The organism is Rahnella inusitata (assembly GCF_965118895.1).
GTDB classification, from domain to species: domain Bacteria; phylum Pseudomonadota; class Gammaproteobacteria; order Enterobacterales; family Enterobacteriaceae; genus Rahnella; species Rahnella inusitata_A.
The window spans coordinates 114,104-134,660 of sequence record NZ_CBCPJJ010000005.1 but is presented as its reverse complement, the minus strand read 5'-3'; the positions used below and the strand labels follow the sequence as shown (position 1 = coordinate 134,660).

Genomic DNA, 20,557 nt, shown 5'->3' with positions numbered 1-20,557 from the left:
GTTTGCTTATGTTCTAAATCTAAGCTTCTAAAAAAGGCGGCTATTATAAAGGAATTTCCTTCGCAGGATAAGTGCGAACACGTCACGGCTGGCGCGGAAATTCACTCATGTTGCCTGCTACACATAATTTAACAAAATTATCCCCAAATTGACCCACGCGTTAGCATAGACTCGCGCATTCCCCTTTGTACACGCTGTTCATTATTCCTTTCGCTATTAATGAGATAACCGGGAGCTATACGCCATGAAACTTGACCCTAAAACCACCGCACTGGTACTGATCGATTTACAGAAAGGGATCCTGCCGTTTGCAGGCGGCCCACACACAGCGCAGCAGGTGCTGGATAACGCGACAGAACTGGCAAACCGCTTTCGTAAACTGGGCGCACCGGTCGTCATGGTTCGCGTGGGCTGGTCCGATTCTTTCGACGAAGCGCTGAAACAACCGGTTGATGTCCCGGCGGCTGCTCCTGAAGGCGGTTTGCCTGCCAGCTGGTGGGAATTCCCGGAGCAACTGGCGGTTACCGACAAAGATTTACTGGTGGTGAAGCGCCAGTGGGGCGCGTTCTACGGCACCGATCTGGATCTTCAGCTGCGCCGTCGTGGCATTAAAAGCATCGTGCTGGCGGGTATCTCTACTAACATCGGCGTTGAGTCTACCGCGCGTAACGCCTGGGAACACGGCTATGAGCTGGTGATCGCCGAAGATGCATGCAGCGCGCACAACAATGAACATCATCAGTCCAGCGTGCAGTTTATTTTCCCGCGCATCAGCCGCGTACGCTCCACCGCCGAAGTACTTGCCGCTCTGCCACAGTAACGTTACCCTGCCTCAAGGCATTGTTTTTGATATCCAGACGCCGCCCGCAGAGGCGGCGTTTTCATAAGGAAGAACGGGAGGATACCGGCATGTATATTGGTTTACCGCAATGGCATCACAGCGCCTGGGCACGCATCGGACTGCGCGATTTGGCGGATTACGCGCGGTATTTCAACTGTGTCGAAGGCAACACCACCTTTTATGCCCTGCCAAAACAGGACGTGGTGATGCGCTGGCGTGATATGACACCGGAAACGTTCCGTTTCTGTTTCAAATTCCCCTCGGCCATCAGCCACAAAGCGGCGCTGGCGGACTGTCAGGAAGATGTCGATACTTTTTATCGCACACTCGAACCTCTTGGCGAACGCATCGGACAGCTGTGGTTGCAGTTGCCCGCGACCTTTGCGCCGCAGCATCTGGATCGTTTGTGGCTATTCCTTGATGCCCTGCCTGCCGGTTTTGATTACGGCGTGGAAGTGCGGCACCTGGATTTCTTTGCCAAAGGCGATGCCGAGCGATGGCTGAATCAAGGTTTACGTCAGCGCGGCGTTAACCGTGCCATTCTCGACAGCCGCCCGGTGCACAGTTCGGGCTCCGTGACCGAAGCCGTTCTTGAAGCCAAACGCAAAAAACCTGTTCTGCCGCTGCACGCCTTAGCCACCGCTTCACGCCCCCTCGTCCGCTTCATCGGCGGCGACCAGCTGGAAGCCAACCGTCCTTTATTCGCACAATGGATCAACAAGCTTCAGGCGTGGGAATCCGATGGCCTTTCGCCGTATTTATTCATCCATACGCCCGATTGCACCGATGCGCCTCAGCAGGCGCGCAGCCTGTGGCAACAACTGCGCCAGCAGATGCCGTCAGTTCAGCCGGAGCCAGACTGGCCGTTGCAGGATACGTTGTTCTAAAAAATTCACTTTTTCATGACGACAGGTTTTAGTCAGACCGCTATCATAGCCGGGCAGCGGAGAAGAAAAATATTCCGCCGGATTACCTGGAATAACCAAGGAAGTCATCATGATTAGCGCGTTATACGTCGTGCTTGCCGCCATACTGTTGATCAAACTCTCTTTCGATGTTGTACGTTTGCGCATGGAATACCGTATTGCCACCGGTGACGGGGGATCCTACGAACTGCAGACCGCTATACGCGTGCACGGCAACGCCGTTGAGTATCTGCCGATTGGCTGTTTATTACTGCTGTTTATGGAAATGAACGGTGCCGCCGTCTGGATGGTTCACGCCTGCGGCCTGCTTCTGATTGTCGGGCGCTTATTCCACTATTACGGCCTGAAAAACCGCGAATTTACCTGGCGTCGCAACGGCATGGCGGCGACCTATATTTCGCTGGTGCTGATGGTTGTCGTCAATATTATCTATCTGCCGTGGTCCCAGTTCCTCGCCTTCAACTGACTTCGGCCATTTTTCCGGGCAGTTTGCAGTGAACACCGGTGCGCAGGTATCTGCCTGCGCCAGTATCTGCTAAAATCTGCCCTCACTTTTTACCCACACTCTTTTCTGGCCTGACTCACCACTATGGCAAACCACGATACGCTTTTTTCTGCACCAATAGATAAGCTCGGCGACTGGACGTTCGATGAACGCGTGGCCGAAGTTTTCCCCGATATGATCCAACGTTCCGTACCGGGTTATTCCAATATTATCTCTATGATTGGCATGCTCGCCGAACGTTTCGTTCAGCCGGATTCAAATGTCTACGATCTCGGTTGTTCGCTGGGTGCCGCCACGCTTTCCATGCGTCGCAATATCAAGGTGCCGGGCTGCGAAATTATTGCTGTCGATAACTCCCCTGCCATGGTGGAACGCTGCCGTCGTCATATTGATGCGTTCCGCGCCGAAACGCCGGTAACGGTGATTGAATCTGACATTCTGGACATTGAGCTGAAAAACGCCTCGATGGTGGTGCTGAACTTCACGCTGCAATTCCTCGAGCCTGACGATCGTCAGCGCCTGCTCAATCAGGTGTATCAGGGAATGCGTCCGGGGGCTGCGCTGGTGCTGTCGGAAAAATTCAGCTTTGAAGATACAGACGTCGGCGAACTGCTGTTCAACATGCATCATGATTTCAAGCGCGCCAACGGTTACAGCGAGCTGGAAATCAGCCAGAAACGCAGCATGCTGGAAAATGTCATGCTGACCGATTCGGTCGAAACCCACAAAACCCGCCTGCGTCAGGCCGGTTTCCAGCACACGGAAGTCTGGTTCCAGTGCTTTAACTTCGGCTCATTGATTGCGCTGAAAGCCGGAGAACCCGCATGATCGATTTTGGTGATTTTTACCGCGTCATCGCCAAAGGCCCGTTAAGCCTGTGGCTAAACACCCTTCCATCTCAGCTGACCGCGTGGCAGAAAGAATCCCTGCATGGCAAATTCAAACTGTGGTTTAACTCGGTGGACCGCCTGCCGCTGATTAAGCCGGAACGCCTGGATTTGCTACACAGTGTCACCGCCAATATGGAAACACCGTTGCCGGCCGGCCAGCGCGAAGGGATCGAAAACCTGTTGCGTAATATGATGCCGTGGCGCAAAGGCCCGTTCTCGCTGTACGACGTTGAAATCAATACCGAATGGCGTTCAGACTGGAAATGGGATCGCGTTCTGCCGCATATTTCTCCCCTCACCGGACGCACCATTCTGGACGTCGGCTGCGGCAGCGGTTATCACATGTGGCGCATGATTGGCGCAGGCGCCCATCTGGCGGTCGGTATCGACCCGATGCAGCTCTTCCTCTGCCAGTTTGAAGCCGTGCGTAAATTACTGGGTGGCGATCAGCGTGCGCATTTACTGCCGCTGGGCATCGAGCAGCTGCCAGAGCTGAACGCGTTCGACACCGTATTCTCGATGGGCGTGCTGTATCACCGCCGTTCGCCGCTGGATCATCTGTATCAGCTAAAAAATCAGCTGGTGAACGGTGGCGAACTGGTGCTTGAGACTTTAGTGGTTGAAGGCGACAGCCAGCAGGTACTGGTGCCGGGCGATCGTTATGCACAGATGGGCAATATCTACTTCATCCCTTCTGCCGATGCCCTGAAGGACTGGCTGATCAAATGTGGCTTTGTGAATGTGCGCATTGCTGACGTCAGCGTCACCACCGTTGAAGAACAACGCCGCACAGACTGGATGACCAGTGAATCGCTGGCCGAGTTCCTCGATCCAAACGATCCGACCAAAACCATCGAAGGCTATCCGGCACCCCGCCGCGCACTGCTTATCGCCCGCAAGCCGTAATTCTGCTTTTACTCCCGTCATCAGGCGGGAGTCATCCTCCGATATTTGCCTACACGTTCTGTAACACCATCAGCAACAACTTCAGTGAAAAAGGTCTAACCTTTTATTATTGCTATCCGTTTGTTGTGAAAGAGATCGTCGTTAACGTTTTGGGAGGAAATATGAAGTTCCCTAAAGGCAGTATCGTTAAACATAGATCCGGTGATATCAAAGGTACCGTTATCAATGCGTTTGAATCAGAAAAGGGAAATGTGTCGTACTATGTGACGTGGGGAGACGGCACCAGCAGCATGCATCAGGAAAATGAGCTGCATTGGGCCAATATTGACGTCGCCATCCGCATTAAAAACTTTTATGAGAAGTAGCCTGACTGCCCGTACCGCAACATAAGTGGCGATAAACCCGCCGGATTAACGACACTTTTTTGACATTAACGCGCGCTGCGTTACAGGCCTTTGTAAAGCTTCCGCTTTATGCGCTTAATTGATGGATTGATTACTGCTTTTTCGTGTATAAATTCGGCCAAACTTATTCATCAGTATCGCGATGCTTTCAGCTTCGCGGGGAAAATCATGCGCAGAAAGATCCGCTTCCTTTTAGACAGAGCCTTTATCGTTTTAGGCCTATTTATTATGTGTCTGGTGGTGAAAGCCGGAATGTTTGGCGTAGCGTTGCTGACCTGGGGTTAATGGCGGCCGCCGGCTAAAAGAGTAGCACTAATAAACTGCAATAAATTGCGCGCACAAAAAAAGCCCCGCCAACATGACGGGGCCTGGTACTTGCGCAGGGCGACGCAATAAGGGTCGTGAGACCCAATAAAACTTTTGGCGTAATTAAAACTGCTTAATTACGCCGTGCGTGATATTTCATCGTCGAATTGCAATGTGCTTTTCATTGCAGCAACAATGTCGCCGTCCACGCAATAACGACTGAATTCATCAAAATCTGTATCAGAACTCATGGTGACACCGGCTTTCCGGTAGCGCATAGAAGATTTCACCTGACGCCCCGCCGAACTGTGCAATTCGGTCAGCCCGATATCCACAAACTTTTGCAGATTGGTCAGACGTACTCCCGCACCCGCCATAATGATAGGACCACGAGTGAGCTGATTCAGTTCCCGTAACATCGGTAATCCAACTTCAGCGTTCTGCTGCTGGCCAGAAGTCAGAATGCGCGCCACCCCTAACTGAGTCAACTGCTCCAGCGCAACCTTTGGATTAAGGCACATATCAAAGGCTCGATGAAACGTCACCGCCATCTCGCCGCACAGCGCCATGACTTCCCACATGCGCGGCATATCGATATGCCCTTCCGCATCCAGCATCCCGACCACCACGCCCGGGAACCCCATATCACGGATACAAGCGACGTCACTTTTCAGTACGTCGAATTCACTCTGGCTATAGCAAAAGTCACCACCCCGCGGGCGAACAATCGGATGCACCGGGATCTTCACTTTTTCCCTTGCCAGTTTGAGGGTGCCATAGCTTGGCGTGATCCCTCCGTCGGCCTGACTCGCGCACAACTCGACGCGATCGGCTCCGGCCTGTTCTGCCGTCAGCGCACAATCCACGCTGTAACAACACACTTCTAACTTAGTCATGTGACCTCTCCTGATAACGGCATTATGCTACAACACTTGTTTGTAACCGGCCATGTCGCGTAGGCTCTTACAGATGAGCATCCCCGCCCAATTGCTTATTGCTTACTTAGGAAAACTAACTATGGCACTCAATTTTGATTTACGGGTAGACCGCAGTCACAGTGATAGCGTTAAGTGGAATAAATACCATAATCAGGATGTCATTCCGCTTTGGGTAGCAGATACCGATTTCACTGCCCCGCCGCAGGTCATTAAAGAATTACAACAGCGCGTCGCCGAGGGCGTTTTTGGTTACGGTTTTACGCCACCCGAACTGACTGAGTTAGTGGTCGCACGCATGGCCGAACGCTATGACTGGCAGATCCAGCCCGACTGGATTGTCTGGTTGCCCGGCCTGGTGTGTGGCCTGAACGTCGCCGTACGTGCAAACGTCACGCCAGAGCAAACCAGCCTAGTCCCCATGCCAATGTACCCGCCTTTTATTCAGGCGGCAGAGTCAGAAGGCCGTCAGTACAAAGCCATTGCGGTAAAACAACAGCAACAACGCTGGGTGGCAGATTTTGCTTCTGCACAAAGCCGGCTCGACGGCAGTGAAAGCCTGTTAATGCTGTGCAACCCGTATAATCCGGGTGGCACGGTGTATCGCCGCGAAGAGTTGCTGGAACAGCAGGCGTTCGCCAAACGCCACAATCTGGTGGTCTGCTCAGACGAAATCCACTGCGATCTGATTCTGGAGCCCGGCCTCAAACACATTCCCTTTGCGTCGCTCAATGACGATGCCGCACAGCGTTCAATTACGCTTCTCGCGCCTTCAAAAACTTTCAATCTGGCCGGTCTGGGCGCATCGATGGCGATTATCCCGAATCCGCAATTACGCCGTAAATTCCTCGAAACCAGCAAAGGCATCGTTCCGCACGTCAACATTCTGGCATTCGTCGCTGCAACTGCTGCCTATCGCGATGGCGACGAATGGCTGAGCGCCCAGCTCGATTACCTGCGTGATAACCGTGAACTCGTGAAGCACCGGATCAACGCGATGCCGGGCCTGAAGATGGTTGCACCGGAAGGTACCTACCTCGGCTGGATCGACGCCAGCGCTTTGCCGGTCACAGACCCCTACCGCTTCTTCGTGGAGGCCGGCGTTGGTTTTACTTCAGGCGCGGAATTTGGCGAGCCTAAGTTCGTGCGTATCAATTTCGGTTGCCAGCGCGCGCTGCTGGAAAAAGCACTGGATCGCATGGACATCGCCCTTCAGGCGCTGGCAGATTAATCCTGTTCCCGTTCGCTGGCGACTATCTCCCGCAAGCTATGCGGGTGAAATTTGATAGTCACTGACCCGTCGGTGATCGCCAGCGTCGGGTTGGGCAGGCGTTCGTTCTCACCTTTAGGCGAACTTTGTTTGAGTTTGATACCTGGCATAATTAGCGCGTCATCGGCGATCAGCGCCAGTGCACGGGTATAGAGCTCATCTGCAACGCCCGGCAACACAATCTCGATGTGTTCCCAGCCCTCATGCGGATATCGCTTCTCGCCCGGATACGGCAATTCCACCAAATCGATTTTCAGCGGGCCAACCGTCAGCGGTTCGTTGAGCGTGAACAGACAAATGGGACGCCCGTTGATCTGGGTTTCATTCAGTAACGAACCGCATTTTACCAGCCCTGCACGCCAGCGATCCGCCGTGGTATTTTGATGACAGCGCACGGAGATATGATCAGCATGGAAATCTCCCAAATTTACCTGCAACTTCGCGGCGAATGCCGTCAATACGCGGGCAAAGCGTGGCAGATCATCGACTAAATCTTGTAACTCAGGCACATGTTTCATGACGGGCATCCTAACTCTTTTCAATTTGCAAATCTTCCGGGGCGGGTAATTTACACAGGCTTTCATTCGGTTGCCAGAGACATGCCGCAGAATCGGGTTTTCCACTCTCTGAAAGGTGCGGCGATACTGACTCCCTATGGCTGATATGATATAAACACGCATCATTTTCGGTTAATCCGCTTAAAGCGGATAATCAGTAAACAACTACATTCTTCCCCTCAATCTTTCGGGTTGCATCAAGGCAGCCAACGCAGAGGCAGCACGAAAGATGACGGGGATAACACATAAGGTAATCCGGTGAATATTCAGTCACTTCTTTCAGAAAAAGTCAGCCAGGCGCTGATCGCTGCAGGCGCATCTGCCGACAGCGAAGCGCAAGTCCGTCAGTCCGCCAAAGCACAGTTTGGCGACTATCAGGCTAACGGCGTTATGTCAGTGGCAAAAAAACTTGGTATGCCACCACGACAACTGGCAGAGAAAGTGGTTGAACTGTTGGATCTGAGCGGCATCGCTAATAAAGTCGAAATCGCCGGGCCGGGATTCATCAATATCTTCCTTGATCCTGCCTTTGTAGGTGCACACGTCGACAGCGCGCTGACCGCGCCTAAACTGGGCATCACGCCGGTTGAGCCGCAGACCATCGTAATCGACTATTCCGCGCCAAATGTGGCAAAAGAGATGCACGTTGGCCACATTCGCTCCACCATCATTGGTGACGCGGCGGTGCGTACTAACGAATTCCTCGGCCATAAAGTAATCCGCGCAAACCATGTGGGGGACTGGGGTACGCAGTTCGGCATGCTGATCGCCTATCTCGAAAAAGTGCAGAACGAAAACGCCGGTGACATGAATCTGGCTGACCTTGAAGAGTTCTATCGCGCGGCCAAGAAAAACTACGACGAAGATGAAGATTTCGCCCTGCGCGCCCGTGGTTACGTGGTGAAACTGCAAGGCGGCGACGAATACTGCCGTCAGATGTGGCGCAAACTGGTGGATGTCACCATGGCGCAAAACCAGCTGACCTATAACCGCCTGAACGTGACGCTGACTGAAGACGACGTGATGGGTGAAAGCCTGTACAACGATATGCTGCCGGGTATCGTGTCTGATTTACAGGCCAAAGGTCTGGCAGTGGACAGCGAAGGCGCTGTCGTCGTGTATCTTGATGAATATAAGAACAAAGACGGCGATCCGATGGGTGTTATCATCCGTAAAAAGGATGGCGGCTACCTTTATACCACCACCGATATCGCCTGTGCGAAATACCGCTACGAAACGCTGGGCGCCGATCGCGTGTTGTACTACATCGACTCCCGTCAGCATCAGCACCTGATGCAGGCGTGGACCATAGCGCGCAAGGCCGGTTATGTGCCGGATTCCGTGGCGCTTGAGCACCACATGTTCGGCATGATGCTGGGGAAGGACGGTAAACCGTTCAAAACCCGTTCAGGCGGCACGGTGAAACTATCCGATCTGCTCGATGAAGCCATTGATCGCGCGCGTAAGCTCATCACTGAGAAAAACCCGGAACTGAAAGACGCCGAAGAACTGGATAAGCTGGTGAACGCCGTCGGTATCGGCGCGATCAAATATGCTGATCTCTCGAAAAGCCGTACTACAGACTACATCTTCGACTGGGATAATATGCTCGCGTTCGAAGGCAATACCGCGCCGTACATGCAGTATGCCTACACCCGCGTCGCGTCTATCTTCAAACGTGCCGACATCGACGTGAACAGCCTGACCCAGCCGGTGGTGCTGCGCGAAGAGCGTGAAGCCGCGCTGGCAACCCGCCTGTTGCAGTTCGAAGAAGTACTGACCGTCGTTGCCCGCGAAGGCACGCCACACACCATGTGTGCGTATCTGTATGACGTTGCCGGCCTGTTCTCCAGCTTCTACGAACACTGCCCGATCCTTAATGCAGAAGATGAAACCAGCCGTAACAGCCGTCTGAAGCTGGCTCTGTTAACCCAGCGCACGCTGAAAACCGGCCTGGATACGCTGGGTATCGAAACCGTAGAACGTATGTAATCTGCATTAACTGAATTTCGCAGACAATAAAAAAGGGCGCTCAGCGCCCTTTTCTGTTTCTGTCATCTCAGCCAGTTAATCCAGCCGTCGCGCAAACTCTTTCACACGAAAACCTAACAGGCCGAGCACGGCGAAGTACGCCACCACGCCCGCGGCAACCACTGCCGCAAGACGCGCCAGACGATAAGCCATTCCGCCGACGTCCCAGGCAGGCATCAGCCACATCATGCCGACAAGCGCGGCTGACATCGCGATAACCGCCACAAACAGTTTAATCAGGAAGATTCTCCAGCCCGGCTGCGGCTGGAAGATATCCTGTTTACGCAACTGCCAGTAAAGCAGCGAGGCGTTGAGGCAGGCGGCCAGACCGATGGACAGCGAAAGCCCGGCGTGTTTCAGCGGCCCGATAAAGGCCAGGTTCATCACCTGCGTCATCAGCAACGTAATCATGGCGATCTTCACCGGCGTTTTGATGTCCTGACGTGAATAGAAGCCCGGTGCCAGCACTTTGACTACGATAAGTCCCATCAGGCCGACGGAGTACGCCACCAGCGCGCGTTGCGTCATCGATGCATCGAAGGCGCTGAATTTTCCGTACTGAAACAGCGCGACGGTCAGCGGTTTCGCCAAAATGCCCAGCGCAACGGAGCTTGGCAGCGCCAGCAGGAAACACAGGCGCAGCCCCCAGTCCATCAGGCGATTGTATTCAGCATGATTTCCACTGGAGAAACTGCGCGCCAGCGATGGCAGCAAAATGGTGCCCAACGCCACGCCCAGCACACCGGACGGGAACTCCATCAGACGGTCAGCGTAGTACATCCACGATACCGAACCCGAAACCAGAAACGAGGCAAAAATGGTGTTGATGATCAGTGAAATCTGGCTCACTGAAACACCCAGAATCGCCGGGCCCATCTGACGCATCACACGCCACACACCGGCATCTTTCAAATTCAGACGCGGCAGCACCAGCATGCCAATTTTTTTCAGGTGAGGAAGCTGATAACCCAGTTGCAAAACGCCACCGGCGACCACTGCCCAGGCCAGCGCGAGCACCGGCGGATGAAAGTAAGGTGCGGCGAACAGCGCAAAACCGATCATGCTGACGTTAAGAAACGTCGGGGCAAATGCGGGTATCGAGAAACGGTTCCAGGTATTGAGGATCGCCCCGGCCAGCGAAGCCAGAGAAATCAGCAGGATATAAGGGAAAGTAATACGCAACAGAGAACTGGTCAGCGCGAATTTATCCGGAGAATCGACAAAACCGGGCGCGGTGATATAAATCACCCACGGTGCGGCAAACATGCCGAGTATGGTCACCACCGCCAGCACCAGCGTCAGCAAACCTGACACATAGGCGATAAACGTCCGCGTGGCCTCTTCGCCCTGCTGGGTTTTATATTCGGCAAGTATCGGCACAAAGGCCTGAGAGAACGCGCCTTCGGCAAAGATCCGGCGCAGCAAATTGGGCAATTTAAACGCCACAAAGAAGGCGTCGGTCACCATACCGGCACCAAAAACGCGGGCCACGATGGCGTCGCGCGCAAAGCCTAATACACGTGAAAACATCGTCATGGAACTGACGGCTGCCAAAGATTTAAGTAGGTTCATGTCACTTTTCTTATTTGCCGGTGTTACTTGTAAATCAATGCGTTAAACATCAGAAGTCACCAGCATGGCTTGAAGATGCGCATAGTCTACGCATCCGCCATGCAATAGCCACCGGCAGTTGTTATATATTGTTACCAGACGACCCTGTGCGGTTTTGTCTCTAATGCTTAATTTTCCAGCAATTTCTCGATAAATGCCTGCGCGTAAATTGCCTGCTCACCGCTGGTTTCCGGCGCGGTGTGGTTGCTGACGCAATCGACGAAGTGTTCAATCGCACCGACAAAACCGCGCTGAGTGAGTGTACTTTGCCAGCCTGGCACCGGTGGCTGAGTCAGAACATCCTGCTGTTCTTCTCGCCAGACGCGCATGTCGTCGAGCTGATAGAACGCGCCATCGGTCACGGCCTGCACGCTTTCACGGGACGAGCCCCCGCGACGGTGCATCGAGGTCGTCACCAGCGTTTCACCGCATAGAAAATGGTGCTCGCCGTAAATCATCTGGTTCGATTCATTCACCTGAATCAGCCCGCTTTCCAGACTCGCATTACCGCCCGCCAGCCACAGCGCGGTATCGACCACGTGCAGATAATCATCCAGCAGCGTAAAACGCAGATCGTTCGGACCGACGCTGTCGGTACGGTGCTTATCCATGCGTACGGACGCCGGATTTTGCATCTGCTCTTTCAACTGACGATACAGCGGCGCAAAGCGACGGTTGAATCCGACCATCAGCGCTTTACCCGCTTTATGAGCTTGTTCGACCAGCTGTTCGGCCTGGTCCAGTTCAGCCGCCAGCGGTTTATCGACATAAACATGCACGCCCTGCGCCAGCAACTGGCCGACCACCTCGAAATGGCTGGAGGTGCTGCTGTGTACAAACACCGCATCACACTGGCTGGCCAGTTCGTCGATGCGCGGGAAACAGGCCATGCGATAGCTGTCGCAAACGGCCTGTGCTTTTTGCTGATTCGGCGAAAAGCCGCCAACCAGCGTCCATTTATCCGCGTGGCTGAGCACCGGCAGATAGGCTTTTTGCGCGATGCCACCCAGCCCGATAACGCCTAAACGAAGTTTACTCACGAGAGATTCCTTTTAATCGGCCAGATGTTGCAGCAGGTTTTCCAGACGCTGTTTCAGTTCAGCGACTTCGGCTTCCAGTGTTTCCACCCGCGCTGCCAGACCTGACTCTTCAGCCACGGCGGAGAATGACGGTTCTTCCGTCGCGCTGGCTACATTACTCACTTCACCGCTAAACAGATGCATAAACCGGCTTTCACGTTTACCTGGCTCACGCGCCAGCCGCACGCAGAACGGGCCGTCTTCGCGGACGGTCAGTTTTGTGAGGGTTTGTTCAACTTCGGCGACGTCGGCAAAATCATGCAAACGGTTGGTACGCGTTCGTAATTCGCCCGGCGTTTGCGCACCGCGCAACAGCAGCGTGGTAACCACTGCCACTTCCTGCGGGGAAAATTTGAGATTGCCGAATTCAGAATTACAGAAACGATGTTCATACTTCATGGTGCGCGAACCGCTTAGGGTGCGGATAATGTGTTTTCGCAGCAGCAGATCCAGCGTTTGCTGAACGTCGCTTTCACTCAGATCCATGACCGGTTCACGGTTAGTTTTCTGGTTGCAGGCGGTGGTCAAACCGTTGAGAGTCATCGGATATTGCTCTGGCGTCGTGAGCTGTTTTTCCAGCAAACAGCCCACAACACGGGCCTCCCGGGCACTGAGTTCATGTTTCATCTTGCTCTCCTTATCGGGACGGGGGTGTCCATTCTCGCCAGGTTAACGCAGTCAGTACGTGATCCTGCCATTTACCGTCGATCAGCAAATAGTCTTTCGCATACCCTTCGCGCTCGAAACCGAGACGCTCCAGCAACTGGCCGCTGCGTTTATTGTGCGGCATGTAATTGGCCATAATACGGTGCATTTTTTGCTGACGTTGCATATAACGGATTAGCGACTGCAACGCCTCCTGCATCAACCCCTGCCCCTGCCATTCCTGACCCAGCGAATAACCGAGGAAACAGGCATGGAATGAGCCGCGTAATACATTGCTGAAATTCGCCACGCCCATCACGCGATTTTCATCAGGATCGAGCAAAATGAAATAATAAGCGCTGCCCTGTTTCTGCATTTCGGTAATTAAGCTCAGACGTGCCTGCCACCCCGAAGGATAACAATGACTTTCGTCCCTGACCGGCTCCCAGGGTTTCAGAAATGCCCGGTTCTCCGCATAGTACTCCGCCAGCCGGTGCGCATCGCGATCGTGCACCAGTCGCAGAACCATCCGGTCAGTGGTAAGCCGTACTTTTGGTACGGCAGATTTATAGCCAAACATCCCTTCCCTCCACATCCCGCATGGGTCGATAAATAGAATTTATAGGAAACCATAAAACATGCCTAATTCTGCCAGTCAGAACGCGGCTTGACGATAAAAAAATATTATCTATAGCGCCCTATCTAAATGCCTGTTTCCGGTTCAGACTGGAACGGTCTTTTCTCCTTTCTGTATCCGCCGGACAGGATACAAATAATCGCTCATGGTGAAGCATGTCTCTGGTATCACAAGCTCGGAGCTTGGGTAAGTATTTTCTGTTATTAGACAACGCGCTGGTTATTTTAGGCTTTTTCGTGGTTTTTCCGTTGATCTCGATTCGATTTGTTGATCAGTTGGGATGGGCCGCGATGATCGTCGGTCTGGCGCTGGGTGTCCGGCAGTTAACGCAACAGGGATTAGGGATATTCGGCGGTGCCATCGCCGACCGCTTCGGTGCCAAGCCAATGATCATCACCGGCATGCTGTTACGCGCCGCCGGTTTCGCCACCATGGCGATGGCCGACCAGCCGTGGATTTTAATCTGCTCGTGCATTCTCTCCGGGCTTGGCGGCACGCTTTTCGACCCGCCGCGCACTGCGCTTGTCATCAAACTCACCCGCCCGCATGAGCGCAGCCGCTTTTTCTCACTGATGATGATGCAAGACAGCGCCGGTGCGGTAATTGGCGCGCTGATCGGCAGCTGGCTGCTGCAATATGATTTCCATTATGTCTGCTGGGCCGGTGCGGCAATCTTTGTTCTGGCCGCCGCCTGTAACGCCTGGTTGTTACCCGCCTACAGGATTTCCACGATGCGCACACCGATGCGTGAAGGCATGATGCGCGTACTGCGCGATCGCCGTTTTCTGGCCTACGTGCTGACGCTCACCGGCTATTACATGCTAACCGTGCAAGTCATGCTGATGTTGCCGATTGCGGTAAACGACGTCGCGGGCAGTCCGTCAGCGGTGAAATGGATGTATGCCATCGAAGCCGTGCTTTCTCTGACTTTGCTCTATCCGATCGCCCGCTGGAGCGAAAAACGTTTCCGCCTCGAGCAGCGCCTGATGTTTGGCCTGCTGATCATGACTCTGAGCCTGCTGCCGGTCGGGCTGGTGACATCAATCAACCCGCTGTTGCTGCTCATCGGCTTCTTTTACATTGGCTCAATCATCGCGGAACCGGCGCGCGAGACGCTGAGCGCATCACTGGCCGACGCCCGCGCACGCGGCAGTTATATGGGCTTCAGCCGTCTGGGGCTGGCGCTGGGCGGCGTTATTGGTTATACCGGCGGAGGCTGGATGTATGACACTGGCCGCGCCCTCGAACTGCCTGAATTACCGTGGTTATTACTCGGCGTAGTCGGCTTTATCACCCTCACCGGATTGTACTGGCAATTTAATTTTCGCCGTATTGAACCGGCGATGCTCAACGGCAATTAGTCTGCTTATTAAAACGGCGGTCACAGTATCGCCGTTTGATCTCGCTACCATCTATACCCATACTGGTTTTAACACGTCGATAAAATCCGAACCTACATCCGGCAATTTTCACGCACCCTACAGGTCAACGCCGGCGAAAACAGGAGCTATGAAATATGAAACTTTACGTTTACGAACATTGCCCTTTTTGCGTTAAAGCACGCATGATTTTCGGTCTGAAGAACATTCCCGTTGAGATTAAAGTTCTGCCCAACGACGACGAGAAAACCCCGATTTCGATGGTGGGTAAAAAGATGGTGCCGATCCTGCAAAAACAGGATGGCAGTTTCATGCCAGAAAGTATGGATATCGTGAATTTCATCGATAAAAGTGACGGCAAACCGCTGCTGACCGGCGCGACCAACGCCGCCATTGCGACCTGGCTGCGCCACGTCTCTGAATATACCGGCCGTCTGTTACTGCCACGCTTTGCCGCTGCGCCACTGGAAGAGTTTGCCACGCCGGAAGCGCGTAAGTATTTCTCCGATAAAAAACAGGCCGCCAGCGGGGATTTCCAGGAGCATCTGAAACACTCCGACGGTCTGGTGAAAAAAATCAGTCAGGATCTGCGCGCCCTCGACAAACTGATCGTCGAGCCTAATGCGGTGAACGGCGAACTGTCCGAGGATGACATCCATCTGTGGCCATTGCTTCGTTCGCTTTCCATTGTTCAAGGCATCGACTGGCCATCCCGCGTGCAGGCGTACCGCGACAATATGGCAAAACAAACCCAGGTCAATCTGTTCACCGGCATCGCCCGCTGATCCTTCCTCACTCTGCCGGAAGCTCGCTTCCGGCTCATTTTCCTTTTCTTCTGCGCCCCCAGCACTTAGGCTAATCAGCGTTGTCTGATTGGAGTCATGCCGTTTCGCGGTCATGCTGACAAAATAGTGTTCATGTAATGAGGGAAGAATGACTAAACGAATTCTCGGTGCCGCATTTATGCTGTGCGCCACTCTGCTGACCGGCTGTAACCAGCTCACGCAGTACACCATCAGCGAACAGCAGGTGAATGATTATCTGCAAAAGAACAATAATTTCCAGAAGCAGCTCGGCGTGCCGGGGCTGGTAGATGCGAAAATCGTTCTGACCAACCTCAGCAGCCAGATTGGTCGCGCTGATCCTGGCGTTGTGACACTGACCGGCGATGCCAGCGTGGATATCTCCTCGCTGTTCGGCCCGCAGAAAGCCGATATGCACCTGACGCTGAAGGCCAATCCTTCGTTTGACCGCGAGAAAAGCGCCATTTTCCTCAAAGATATGCAGGTGGTGGATTACACCATCAAGCCGGAAAAAATGGACAGCGTGATGAAAGGCCTGATGCCGTATCTGAACAACTCGCTGAAAACCTACTTTGACCAGCGTCCGGCCTACGTGCTGAACGCCGATCGTAGTAAAGGCGAAGCGATGGCCAAAAAACTGGCGAAAGGTATTGAAGTGAAACCGGGGCAACTGGTGATCCCGTTCACTGACTGATTTAGCCATACGCATGTCAATAGAAAGCCCGGCGCATCTTCATGGCCGGGCTTTTCGCATTTCAGGAGAGTCGATTACTGATCGTCTTCCTCGTCATCTTCCAAATCGTCCGGGAGTTGCTCTTCCAGTTCGTCACGCATTGCCTGCAAGGCTTCGCGGCTGATTTCAGACAGCGTGCGGTAGAAACCGCTGGTCGCATGGGCTTCTACTTTGCCGAGGAACTTACCGCACCACGGGAACAGGAATTCATCGAACAGCGTAATTTGCGCCGTGACTTCATCTTCCGTTGACTGATCTTCCAGCCATGACGCGGCCAGCAGCATCGCGCCGAAATGGTCGGCCGGTCCGTCGCCCAGCGGCATTCCGCGGTGTTGCAGGAAAGTCCGCACATCCATCTCATTCGCGCCTTCGACGTAATCACTGCGGAAAGGCGAAACAGCGCATTCGGCACCGACAAACAGATGGTTAAATTCTGCGGCCAGGGTTTCCGGGTTGGCGCTTTCCTGCAAACGGATCAGCAGCGCGTTCTGCTCCAGCGGCCAGTGCTCACGCAGCTTACCGTCCTGAATCAGGCCAAAAAGTGGAACCAGTAACGGATCCTGCGGCTGGCGGTAAAACAGCGTGCCGAGTACGCGACAAACAATTGAAAATTCATTCATAACAGTAACCTGATCAGACGGTGTAAAGGGTTAAACCCCTGCGAATTGGCGGCGACAATGTCACAGTTCGCTGAGTTCTGCAATTGGCGCGCGACCGCGCTTCTCAAGAAAATCAAGGAAGCGTCGCGGGCTGACGTTTAGAATACGATCTTCAGGGAAATCAATTTCCTGCAAAATACGTTCGCAGTGTTCGAATCCGCCGAGGGAATAGGCAATATGCGAATCCGATCCCAGCGCCAGCCAGCCACCGGCTTCTTTTACCGCCAGCGCAATCGCACGGCAATTCGGTTCACTGCCTTTTCGTGAATGAATGAAGGAGGAATTATTCAGTTCCAGCGCCACGTCATATTTCGCCGCTGCCGCCGCTACGGCAGGAATATCTATCGGGTATTTCGGGTTGCCGGGATGGGAAATAATGTGAACCTCGCCGCCCGCCATCGCGGCAATCATCGCGGCGGTGTGCGTTTCTTTATCGACCGGCAGCATCACCGGCTCATGGAAACCGGCAATGATTACGTCGATTTCATCGAGCATCGGACCGGTGCAGTCGATATCACCGTTGATGTTTTTGATGTTCGATTCTATCCCGCGCAGGATGCCGATGCCGTTCACCAGTCGCGGCCAGACCCGCATATTCATAAAGTGCCAGTAATGCGGTGCATCGGCCATATCCGGGCCGTGGTCGGTGATGGCAAACAGCTTAATGCCCTTTTCGGCTGCTTCATCAATGTAATCATGCAGCGTGCTGTAGGCGTGGGTGCTGGCGACGGTGTGCATATGTAAATCGACCGGGTACGGCATGTGCTCTCCTTGAGAAGGTTCCGCTGCGGCGCAATAACCGCAGCTTTAATAATGTTAGCAGATGAGTCAGTAACCTCGCTCAAGATCGACGCGCCCTGCCGGTTCGCGCCCCGCCTCCATTGCCAGAATATTCCTGACAATGCTATCCATCGCCTCTTCAGGCAGCGTATCAGCTGCCACGTGCGGCGTAATACTGACGCGCGGGTGCGACCAGAACGGGTGCATGGCCGGTAACGGTTCTTCGACGAAGACATCGAGCTGGGCAGCGGCAATTTGCCCGCTGTCCAGCGCGCGCAGTAAATCCCCTTCCACCAGATGACTGCCACGACCGAGGTTAATCAGGTACGCATTATGCGATAAGAATGTGAACAGTTGATGATTGAGCGTCCCGGCGGTGTGCGGCGTATTGGGCAAAAGGTTAATCAGCACTTTGCAGCCGGTAGCAAATGCGGCTAACTGATCGTCGCCGTAGAAACTGTGCACGCCCTCAACGGATTTCGGGCTACGGCTCCAGCTGCGCACGGAAAATTGCATTCCCACCAGCGCCTCGGCCACCCGGCTGCCGAGTACCCCCGCGCCGAGAATACCGATGGTGAAATCACTGCGGGAATGCGGCGTAAGCGGACGCCACTGTTTTTGCTGCTGGAACAACTGATATTCATCCATGCGGCGAAAATAGCGCAACACGCTCGCCAGCGCATATTCCTGCATCTGCAACGCCATGCCGGTGTCTTCGAGGCGGATCAGCGGCACGCCTGCGGGCAGCGTGCCGGGCTGACGCTGTTCCTGCGTGAGAATGGCATCGACGCCCGCCCCCAGCGCAAAAATGCCTTTAAGCTCCTTGCGCGGCGCCAGCATCGCATGCGGCGGACGCCAGACCAGCGCGTAGTCGGCGGGCTGATGGTCGGCGGCGTTCTAGGCGCGGACGCTGGCCTGCGGCAATCTTTTTGTTATTCCATCAATCCAGAGTTTTGCATCAAATGTAGGGTGGTAAAAAATTATGTTCATCTTTGTGACCTCCGTTGTCCTGATAGATTTCCCTGAATATCATCAGGATGCAACCCTGAGGCTGAAAAAAGAACAGGCCCCGAAATTTGGAGCCTGTGAGATGAGACATTGATGCGATAAATCACTCAGACAGCAGCGGGTTCGCGGCTGATCATTTTGCGTAACAGAGGGATCAGCACCAGCAGCACTACGCCGGTGGCGACAGAGCCCCAGCCCAGTGCGTTGAACACCTGACTGTAGCCCGGATTGGTCAGTACTGGTGTGCTGCCAGCGTTCTGCGGCATCAGTCCCGAGATGTAACTCGCCAGCACCGAGGCTACACCGGTAACCATCATCCAGCAGCCCATCATCACGCCCTGATAACGGGCCGGAGCCAGTTTACCGATCATCGCGTAACCGATTGGTGAAATCAGCAGCTCGCCGATGCTTTGTAGCAGATAGCTGATGGCAATCCATTTGAACGCCACCAGCCCGTCGCCGCCCGCCAGATGAATGCCCAGCGGCAGCACCAGCATACCCAGCCCCATGCAGAACAGGGAGGCAGAGAACTGCGTCGGAATATCAATGTTCCAGCCACGCTGACGCAGGTTTTTAAACCACAGCGCCATCAGCGGGCCACCTAACACGATCACCACGGTATTAATATTCTGGATCCATTGCGGCGCCACGCGAATGCCGTAAACGTTCAGGTCGATATTGTGTTCGGAGAACAGCATCAGGCCCATCGGGGCCAGCTGATACAGCGTCCAGAACACCAATGATCCGAGTGCCAGCAGCAGATAGGCTTTCATGCGGCGGCGCTCGCCGGCATCGCGATGACGGAACGTCACCATCGCCATCAGTGCGAAGATAATCAAGCCCAGCACCACGACGAAGTAGCTGCTGAACTCGGCGTGGGTTAGCAGCAGGCGGATAACCGGCACCAGAACGACCAGAATCGCAATGCCGACAGCCATGCGGCGCAGCATCTGGCTGCGGCTGGCTTCTTTAAGCGGCGTACTGATATCGGCGAGAATTGACCAGCGGGAAAGTGTCACGACGATCGCCGCCACGTTACCCAGCGTGGCGAAGAGGAACAGCGCGCGATAGTTTTCGCTGAGCTGGAAATACCCGGCGACGGCAAACCCGATAAAGAAGCCGAGATTCATCCCGGCATAATTCCACAGGAAGGCCGATTCACGGCGATCGTCGTCCGGCGCAAAGCGCTGCGTCAGCATCATGTTCAGGCAGGTGACGTTCAGCCCGCTGCCGGTGAGGAACATTGCCAGCCCCCAGTAAAGACCGGTTACGCCTTCCAGTGCAATCAGTGCGCAGCCAAAGACCTGCAACACCATTCCGAGCACGAAGAGATTACGGTTGCTAAGATAACGCCCGCCGAGGTAACCACCGAACATGTGCAGGCCGTAGTTGAATGCCCCGAAGACGCCCATAATAGCGTTGGCGTTGTCTTCGCTAAATCCGAGCTTTTGGGTGGCGTACAGCACCAGCGTGGAATACAGCACCGCGAAGCCGAGCGTCGCGAATGTCTGAACGAAGAATAACGTGCCCGCACCGGCGGGGATCGCCGTACGGTGCTGCGACGTGGTCGCGTTGTTTGGCTGACTCAAGAGTGACCCCTGTCGTGATATGAGAAATTAATGCAGCTTCGCTGTGCGACTTTTACGGTTCTA

The 20,557-nt window shown here is 54.2% G+C and carries 20 protein-coding genes and 1 pseudogene; 11 read left to right on the top strand and 10 right to left on the bottom strand.

All coding sequences use genetic code 11. The features are described 5' to 3' along the window. The first annotated feature begins 244 nt into the window (after positions 1–244). The 6 genes from ACMHLI_RS05390 to ACMHLI_RS05365 all read left to right on the top strand — a co-directional run bounded on the left by ACMHLI_RS05390 (position 245) and on the right by ACMHLI_RS05365 (position 4,433). Positions 245–820 (top strand): hydrolase, encoded by a 576-nt coding sequence (locus ACMHLI_RS05390; protein ID WP_413528551.1) that lies wholly within the window; start codon positions 245–247, stop codon positions 818–820. Positions 821–909: 89 nt separating this feature from the next. Further along, positions 910–1,728, top strand: coding sequence for a DUF72 domain-containing protein (locus ACMHLI_RS05385; RefSeq protein ID WP_413528550.1), 819 nt, complete (start codon positions 910–912; stop codon positions 1,726–1,728). A 109-nt stretch (positions 1,729–1,837) separates the two neighbouring features. Next, positions 1,838–2,233, top strand: coding sequence for an MAPEG family protein (locus ACMHLI_RS05380; protein ID WP_112164427.1), 396 nt, complete (start codon positions 1,838–1,840; stop codon positions 2,231–2,233). A gap of 123 nt (positions 2,234–2,356) precedes the next feature. Next, the gene (cmoA, locus tag ACMHLI_RS05375) at positions 2,357–3,100 is read left to right on the top strand and encodes a carboxy-S-adenosyl-L-methionine synthase CmoA (RefSeq protein WP_413528549.1); all 744 of its coding nucleotides are present in this window, start codon (positions 2,357–2,359) and stop codon (positions 3,098–3,100) included. Beyond that, positions 3,097–4,068 carry a tRNA 5-methoxyuridine(34)/uridine 5-oxyacetic acid(34) synthase CmoB gene (gene cmoB / locus ACMHLI_RS05370; RefSeq protein ID WP_413528548.1) on the top strand — a complete coding sequence of 324 codons (972 nt, stop codon included), beginning with the start codon at positions 3,097–3,099 and terminating at the stop codon, positions 4,066–4,068. The genes cmoA and cmoB overlap by 4 nt, the downstream gene beginning before the upstream one ends. A gap of 161 nt (positions 4,069–4,229) precedes the next feature. Then, positions 4,230–4,433, top strand: coding sequence for a hypothetical protein (locus tag ACMHLI_RS05365; protein ID WP_413528547.1), 204 nt, complete (start codon positions 4,230–4,232; stop codon positions 4,431–4,433). 482 nt (positions 4,434–4,915) lie between these two features. On the opposite strand, the gene cutC is transcribed toward ACMHLI_RS05365, so the two are convergent. Next, complete coding sequence (gene cutC / locus ACMHLI_RS05360; protein WP_413528546.1) at positions 4,916–5,674, bottom strand: copper homeostasis protein CutC; 759 nt, start codon at positions 5,672–5,674, stop codon at positions 4,916–4,918. 121 nt (positions 5,675–5,795) lie between these two features. Here cutC and ACMHLI_RS05355 point away from each other — a divergent pair, with 121 nt between their 5' ends. Beyond that, a complete protein-coding gene (locus tag ACMHLI_RS05355) occupies positions 5,796–6,944 on the top strand; it encodes a MalY/PatB family protein (protein WP_413528545.1) in 1,149 nt (382 codons plus the stop codon). On the opposite strand, the gene ACMHLI_RS05350 is transcribed toward ACMHLI_RS05355, so the two are convergent. Continuing rightward, on the bottom strand, positions 6,941–7,501 hold the full coding sequence (locus ACMHLI_RS05350) for a VOC family protein (RefSeq protein ID WP_413528544.1): 561 nt from the start codon (positions 7,499–7,501) through the stop codon (positions 6,941–6,943). The genes ACMHLI_RS05355 and ACMHLI_RS05350 overlap by 4 nt on opposite strands. Before the next feature lie 297 nt (positions 7,502–7,798). Here ACMHLI_RS05350 and argS point away from each other — a divergent pair, with 297 nt between their 5' ends. Further along, positions 7,799–9,532 (top strand): arginine--tRNA ligase, encoded by a 1,734-nt coding sequence (argS, locus tag ACMHLI_RS05345; RefSeq protein WP_112164435.1) that lies wholly within the window; start codon positions 7,799–7,801, stop codon positions 9,530–9,532. Positions 9,533–9,607: 75 nt separating this feature from the next. Here the strand turns inward: argS and murJ are convergent, their stop codons facing one another. The 4 genes from murJ to rimJ all read right to left on the bottom strand — a co-directional run bounded on the left by murJ (position 9,608) and on the right by rimJ (position 13,486). Continuing rightward, on the bottom strand, positions 9,608–11,143 hold the full coding sequence (gene murJ, locus ACMHLI_RS05340) for a murein biosynthesis integral membrane protein MurJ (RefSeq protein ID WP_413528543.1): 1,536 nt from the start codon (positions 11,141–11,143) through the stop codon (positions 9,608–9,610). Positions 11,144–11,310: 167 nt separating this feature from the next. Continuing rightward, on the bottom strand, positions 11,311–12,222 hold the full coding sequence (locus tag ACMHLI_RS05335) for a Gfo/Idh/MocA family protein (protein WP_413528542.1): 912 nt from the start codon (positions 12,220–12,222) through the stop codon (positions 11,311–11,313). 12 nt (positions 12,223–12,234) lie between these two features. After that, positions 12,235–12,888: a DUF480 domain-containing protein gene (locus ACMHLI_RS05330; protein WP_413528541.1), complete on the bottom strand. Its 654-nt coding sequence runs from the start codon at positions 12,886–12,888 to the stop codon at positions 12,235–12,237. A 10-nt stretch (positions 12,889–12,898) separates the two neighbouring features. After that, positions 12,899–13,486 (bottom strand): ribosomal protein S5-alanine N-acetyltransferase, encoded by a 588-nt coding sequence (rimJ, locus tag ACMHLI_RS05325; RefSeq protein ID WP_413528540.1) that lies wholly within the window; start codon positions 13,484–13,486, stop codon positions 12,899–12,901. 212 nt (positions 13,487–13,698) lie between these two features. Here rimJ and mdtH point away from each other — a divergent pair, with 212 nt between their 5' ends. The 3 genes from mdtH (at position 13,699) to ACMHLI_RS05310 (ending at position 16,419) form a co-directional block, all read left to right on the top strand. Beyond that, positions 13,699–14,904 (top strand): multidrug efflux MFS transporter MdtH, encoded by a 1,206-nt coding sequence (gene mdtH / locus ACMHLI_RS05320; RefSeq protein ID WP_413528539.1) that lies wholly within the window; start codon positions 13,699–13,701, stop codon positions 14,902–14,904. A gap of 155 nt (positions 14,905–15,059) precedes the next feature. Further along, positions 15,060–15,707: a glutaredoxin 2 gene (gene grxB, locus ACMHLI_RS05315; protein ID WP_413528538.1), complete on the top strand. Its 648-nt coding sequence runs from the start codon at positions 15,060–15,062 to the stop codon at positions 15,705–15,707. A 148-nt stretch (positions 15,708–15,855) separates the two neighbouring features. Further along, positions 15,856–16,419 carry a lipoprotein gene (locus ACMHLI_RS05310; RefSeq protein ID WP_413528537.1) on the top strand — a complete coding sequence of 188 codons (564 nt, stop codon included), beginning with the start codon at positions 15,856–15,858 and terminating at the stop codon, positions 16,417–16,419. A 74-nt stretch (positions 16,420–16,493) separates the two neighbouring features. Here ACMHLI_RS05310 and ACMHLI_RS05305 read toward each other — a convergent pair whose 3' ends face one another. From ACMHLI_RS05305 to ACMHLI_RS05290, 4 genes and pseudogenes are all read right to left on the bottom strand, one after another. Next, complete coding sequence (locus tag ACMHLI_RS05305; protein WP_413528536.1) at positions 16,494–17,078, bottom strand: molecular chaperone; 585 nt, start codon at positions 17,076–17,078, stop codon at positions 16,494–16,496. 60 nt (positions 17,079–17,138) lie between these two features. Then, positions 17,139–17,879: a phosphatase gene (locus ACMHLI_RS05300; protein ID WP_413528535.1), complete on the bottom strand. Its 741-nt coding sequence runs from the start codon at positions 17,877–17,879 to the stop codon at positions 17,139–17,141. Positions 17,880–17,945: 66 nt separating this feature from the next. After that, positions 17,946–18,887: pseudogene (gene ghrA, locus ACMHLI_RS05295) on the bottom strand (glyoxylate/hydroxypyruvate reductase GhrA). A 125-nt stretch (positions 18,888–19,012) separates the two neighbouring features. Then, positions 19,013–20,494: a peptide MFS transporter gene (locus ACMHLI_RS05290; RefSeq protein WP_413528534.1), complete on the bottom strand. Its 1,482-nt coding sequence runs from the start codon at positions 20,492–20,494 to the stop codon at positions 19,013–19,015. Between the last annotated feature and the right edge of the window lie 63 nt (positions 20,495–20,557).

Bases quoted from the DNA above. Each gene is read 5' to 3' on its own strand.
- ACMHLI_RS05390 (WP_413528551.1), top strand. From the start codon at position 245: ATGAAACTTGACCCTAAAACCACCGCACTGGTACTGATCGATTTACAG.
- ACMHLI_RS05385 (WP_413528550.1), top strand. From the start codon at position 910: ATGTATATTGGTTTACCGCAATGGCATCACAGCGCCTGGGCACGCATC.
- ACMHLI_RS05380 (WP_112164427.1), top strand. From the start codon at position 1,838: ATGATTAGCGCGTTATACGTCGTGCTTGCCGCCATACTGTTGATCAAA.
- cmoA (WP_413528549.1), top strand. From the start codon at position 2,357: ATGGCAAACCACGATACGCTTTTTTCTGCACCAATAGATAAGCTCGGC.
- cmoB (WP_413528548.1), top strand. From the start codon at position 3,097: ATGATCGATTTTGGTGATTTTTACCGCGTCATCGCCAAAGGCCCGTTA.
- ACMHLI_RS05365 (WP_413528547.1), top strand. From the start codon at position 4,230: ATGAAGTTCCCTAAAGGCAGTATCGTTAAACATAGATCCGGTGATATC.
- cutC (WP_413528546.1), bottom strand. From the start codon at position 5,674: ATGACTAAGTTAGAAGTGTGTTGTTACAGCGTGGATTGTGCGCTGACG.
- ACMHLI_RS05355 (WP_413528545.1), top strand. From the start codon at position 5,796: ATGGCACTCAATTTTGATTTACGGGTAGACCGCAGTCACAGTGATAGC.
- ACMHLI_RS05350 (WP_413528544.1), bottom strand. From the start codon at position 7,501: ATGAAACATGTGCCTGAGTTACAAGATTTAGTCGATGATCTGCCACGC.
- murJ (WP_413528543.1), bottom strand. From the start codon at position 11,143: ATGAACCTACTTAAATCTTTGGCAGCCGTCAGTTCCATGACGATGTTT.
- ACMHLI_RS05330 (WP_413528541.1), bottom strand. From the start codon at position 12,888: ATGAAACATGAACTCAGTGCCCGGGAGGCCCGTGTTGTGGGCTGTTTG.
- rimJ (WP_413528540.1), bottom strand. From the start codon at position 13,486: ATGTTTGGCTATAAATCTGCCGTACCAAAAGTACGGCTTACCACTGAC.
- mdtH (WP_413528539.1), top strand. From the start codon at position 13,699: ATGTCTCTGGTATCACAAGCTCGGAGCTTGGGTAAGTATTTTCTGTTA.
- grxB (WP_413528538.1), top strand. From the start codon at position 15,060: ATGAAACTTTACGTTTACGAACATTGCCCTTTTTGCGTTAAAGCACGC.
- ACMHLI_RS05310 (WP_413528537.1), top strand. From the start codon at position 15,856: ATGACTAAACGAATTCTCGGTGCCGCATTTATGCTGTGCGCCACTCTG.
- ACMHLI_RS05305 (WP_413528536.1), bottom strand. From the start codon at position 17,078: ATGAATGAATTTTCAATTGTTTGTCGCGTACTCGGCACGCTGTTTTAC.
- ACMHLI_RS05300 (WP_413528535.1), bottom strand. From the start codon at position 17,879: ATGCCGTACCCGGTCGATTTACATATGCACACCGTCGCCAGCACCCAC.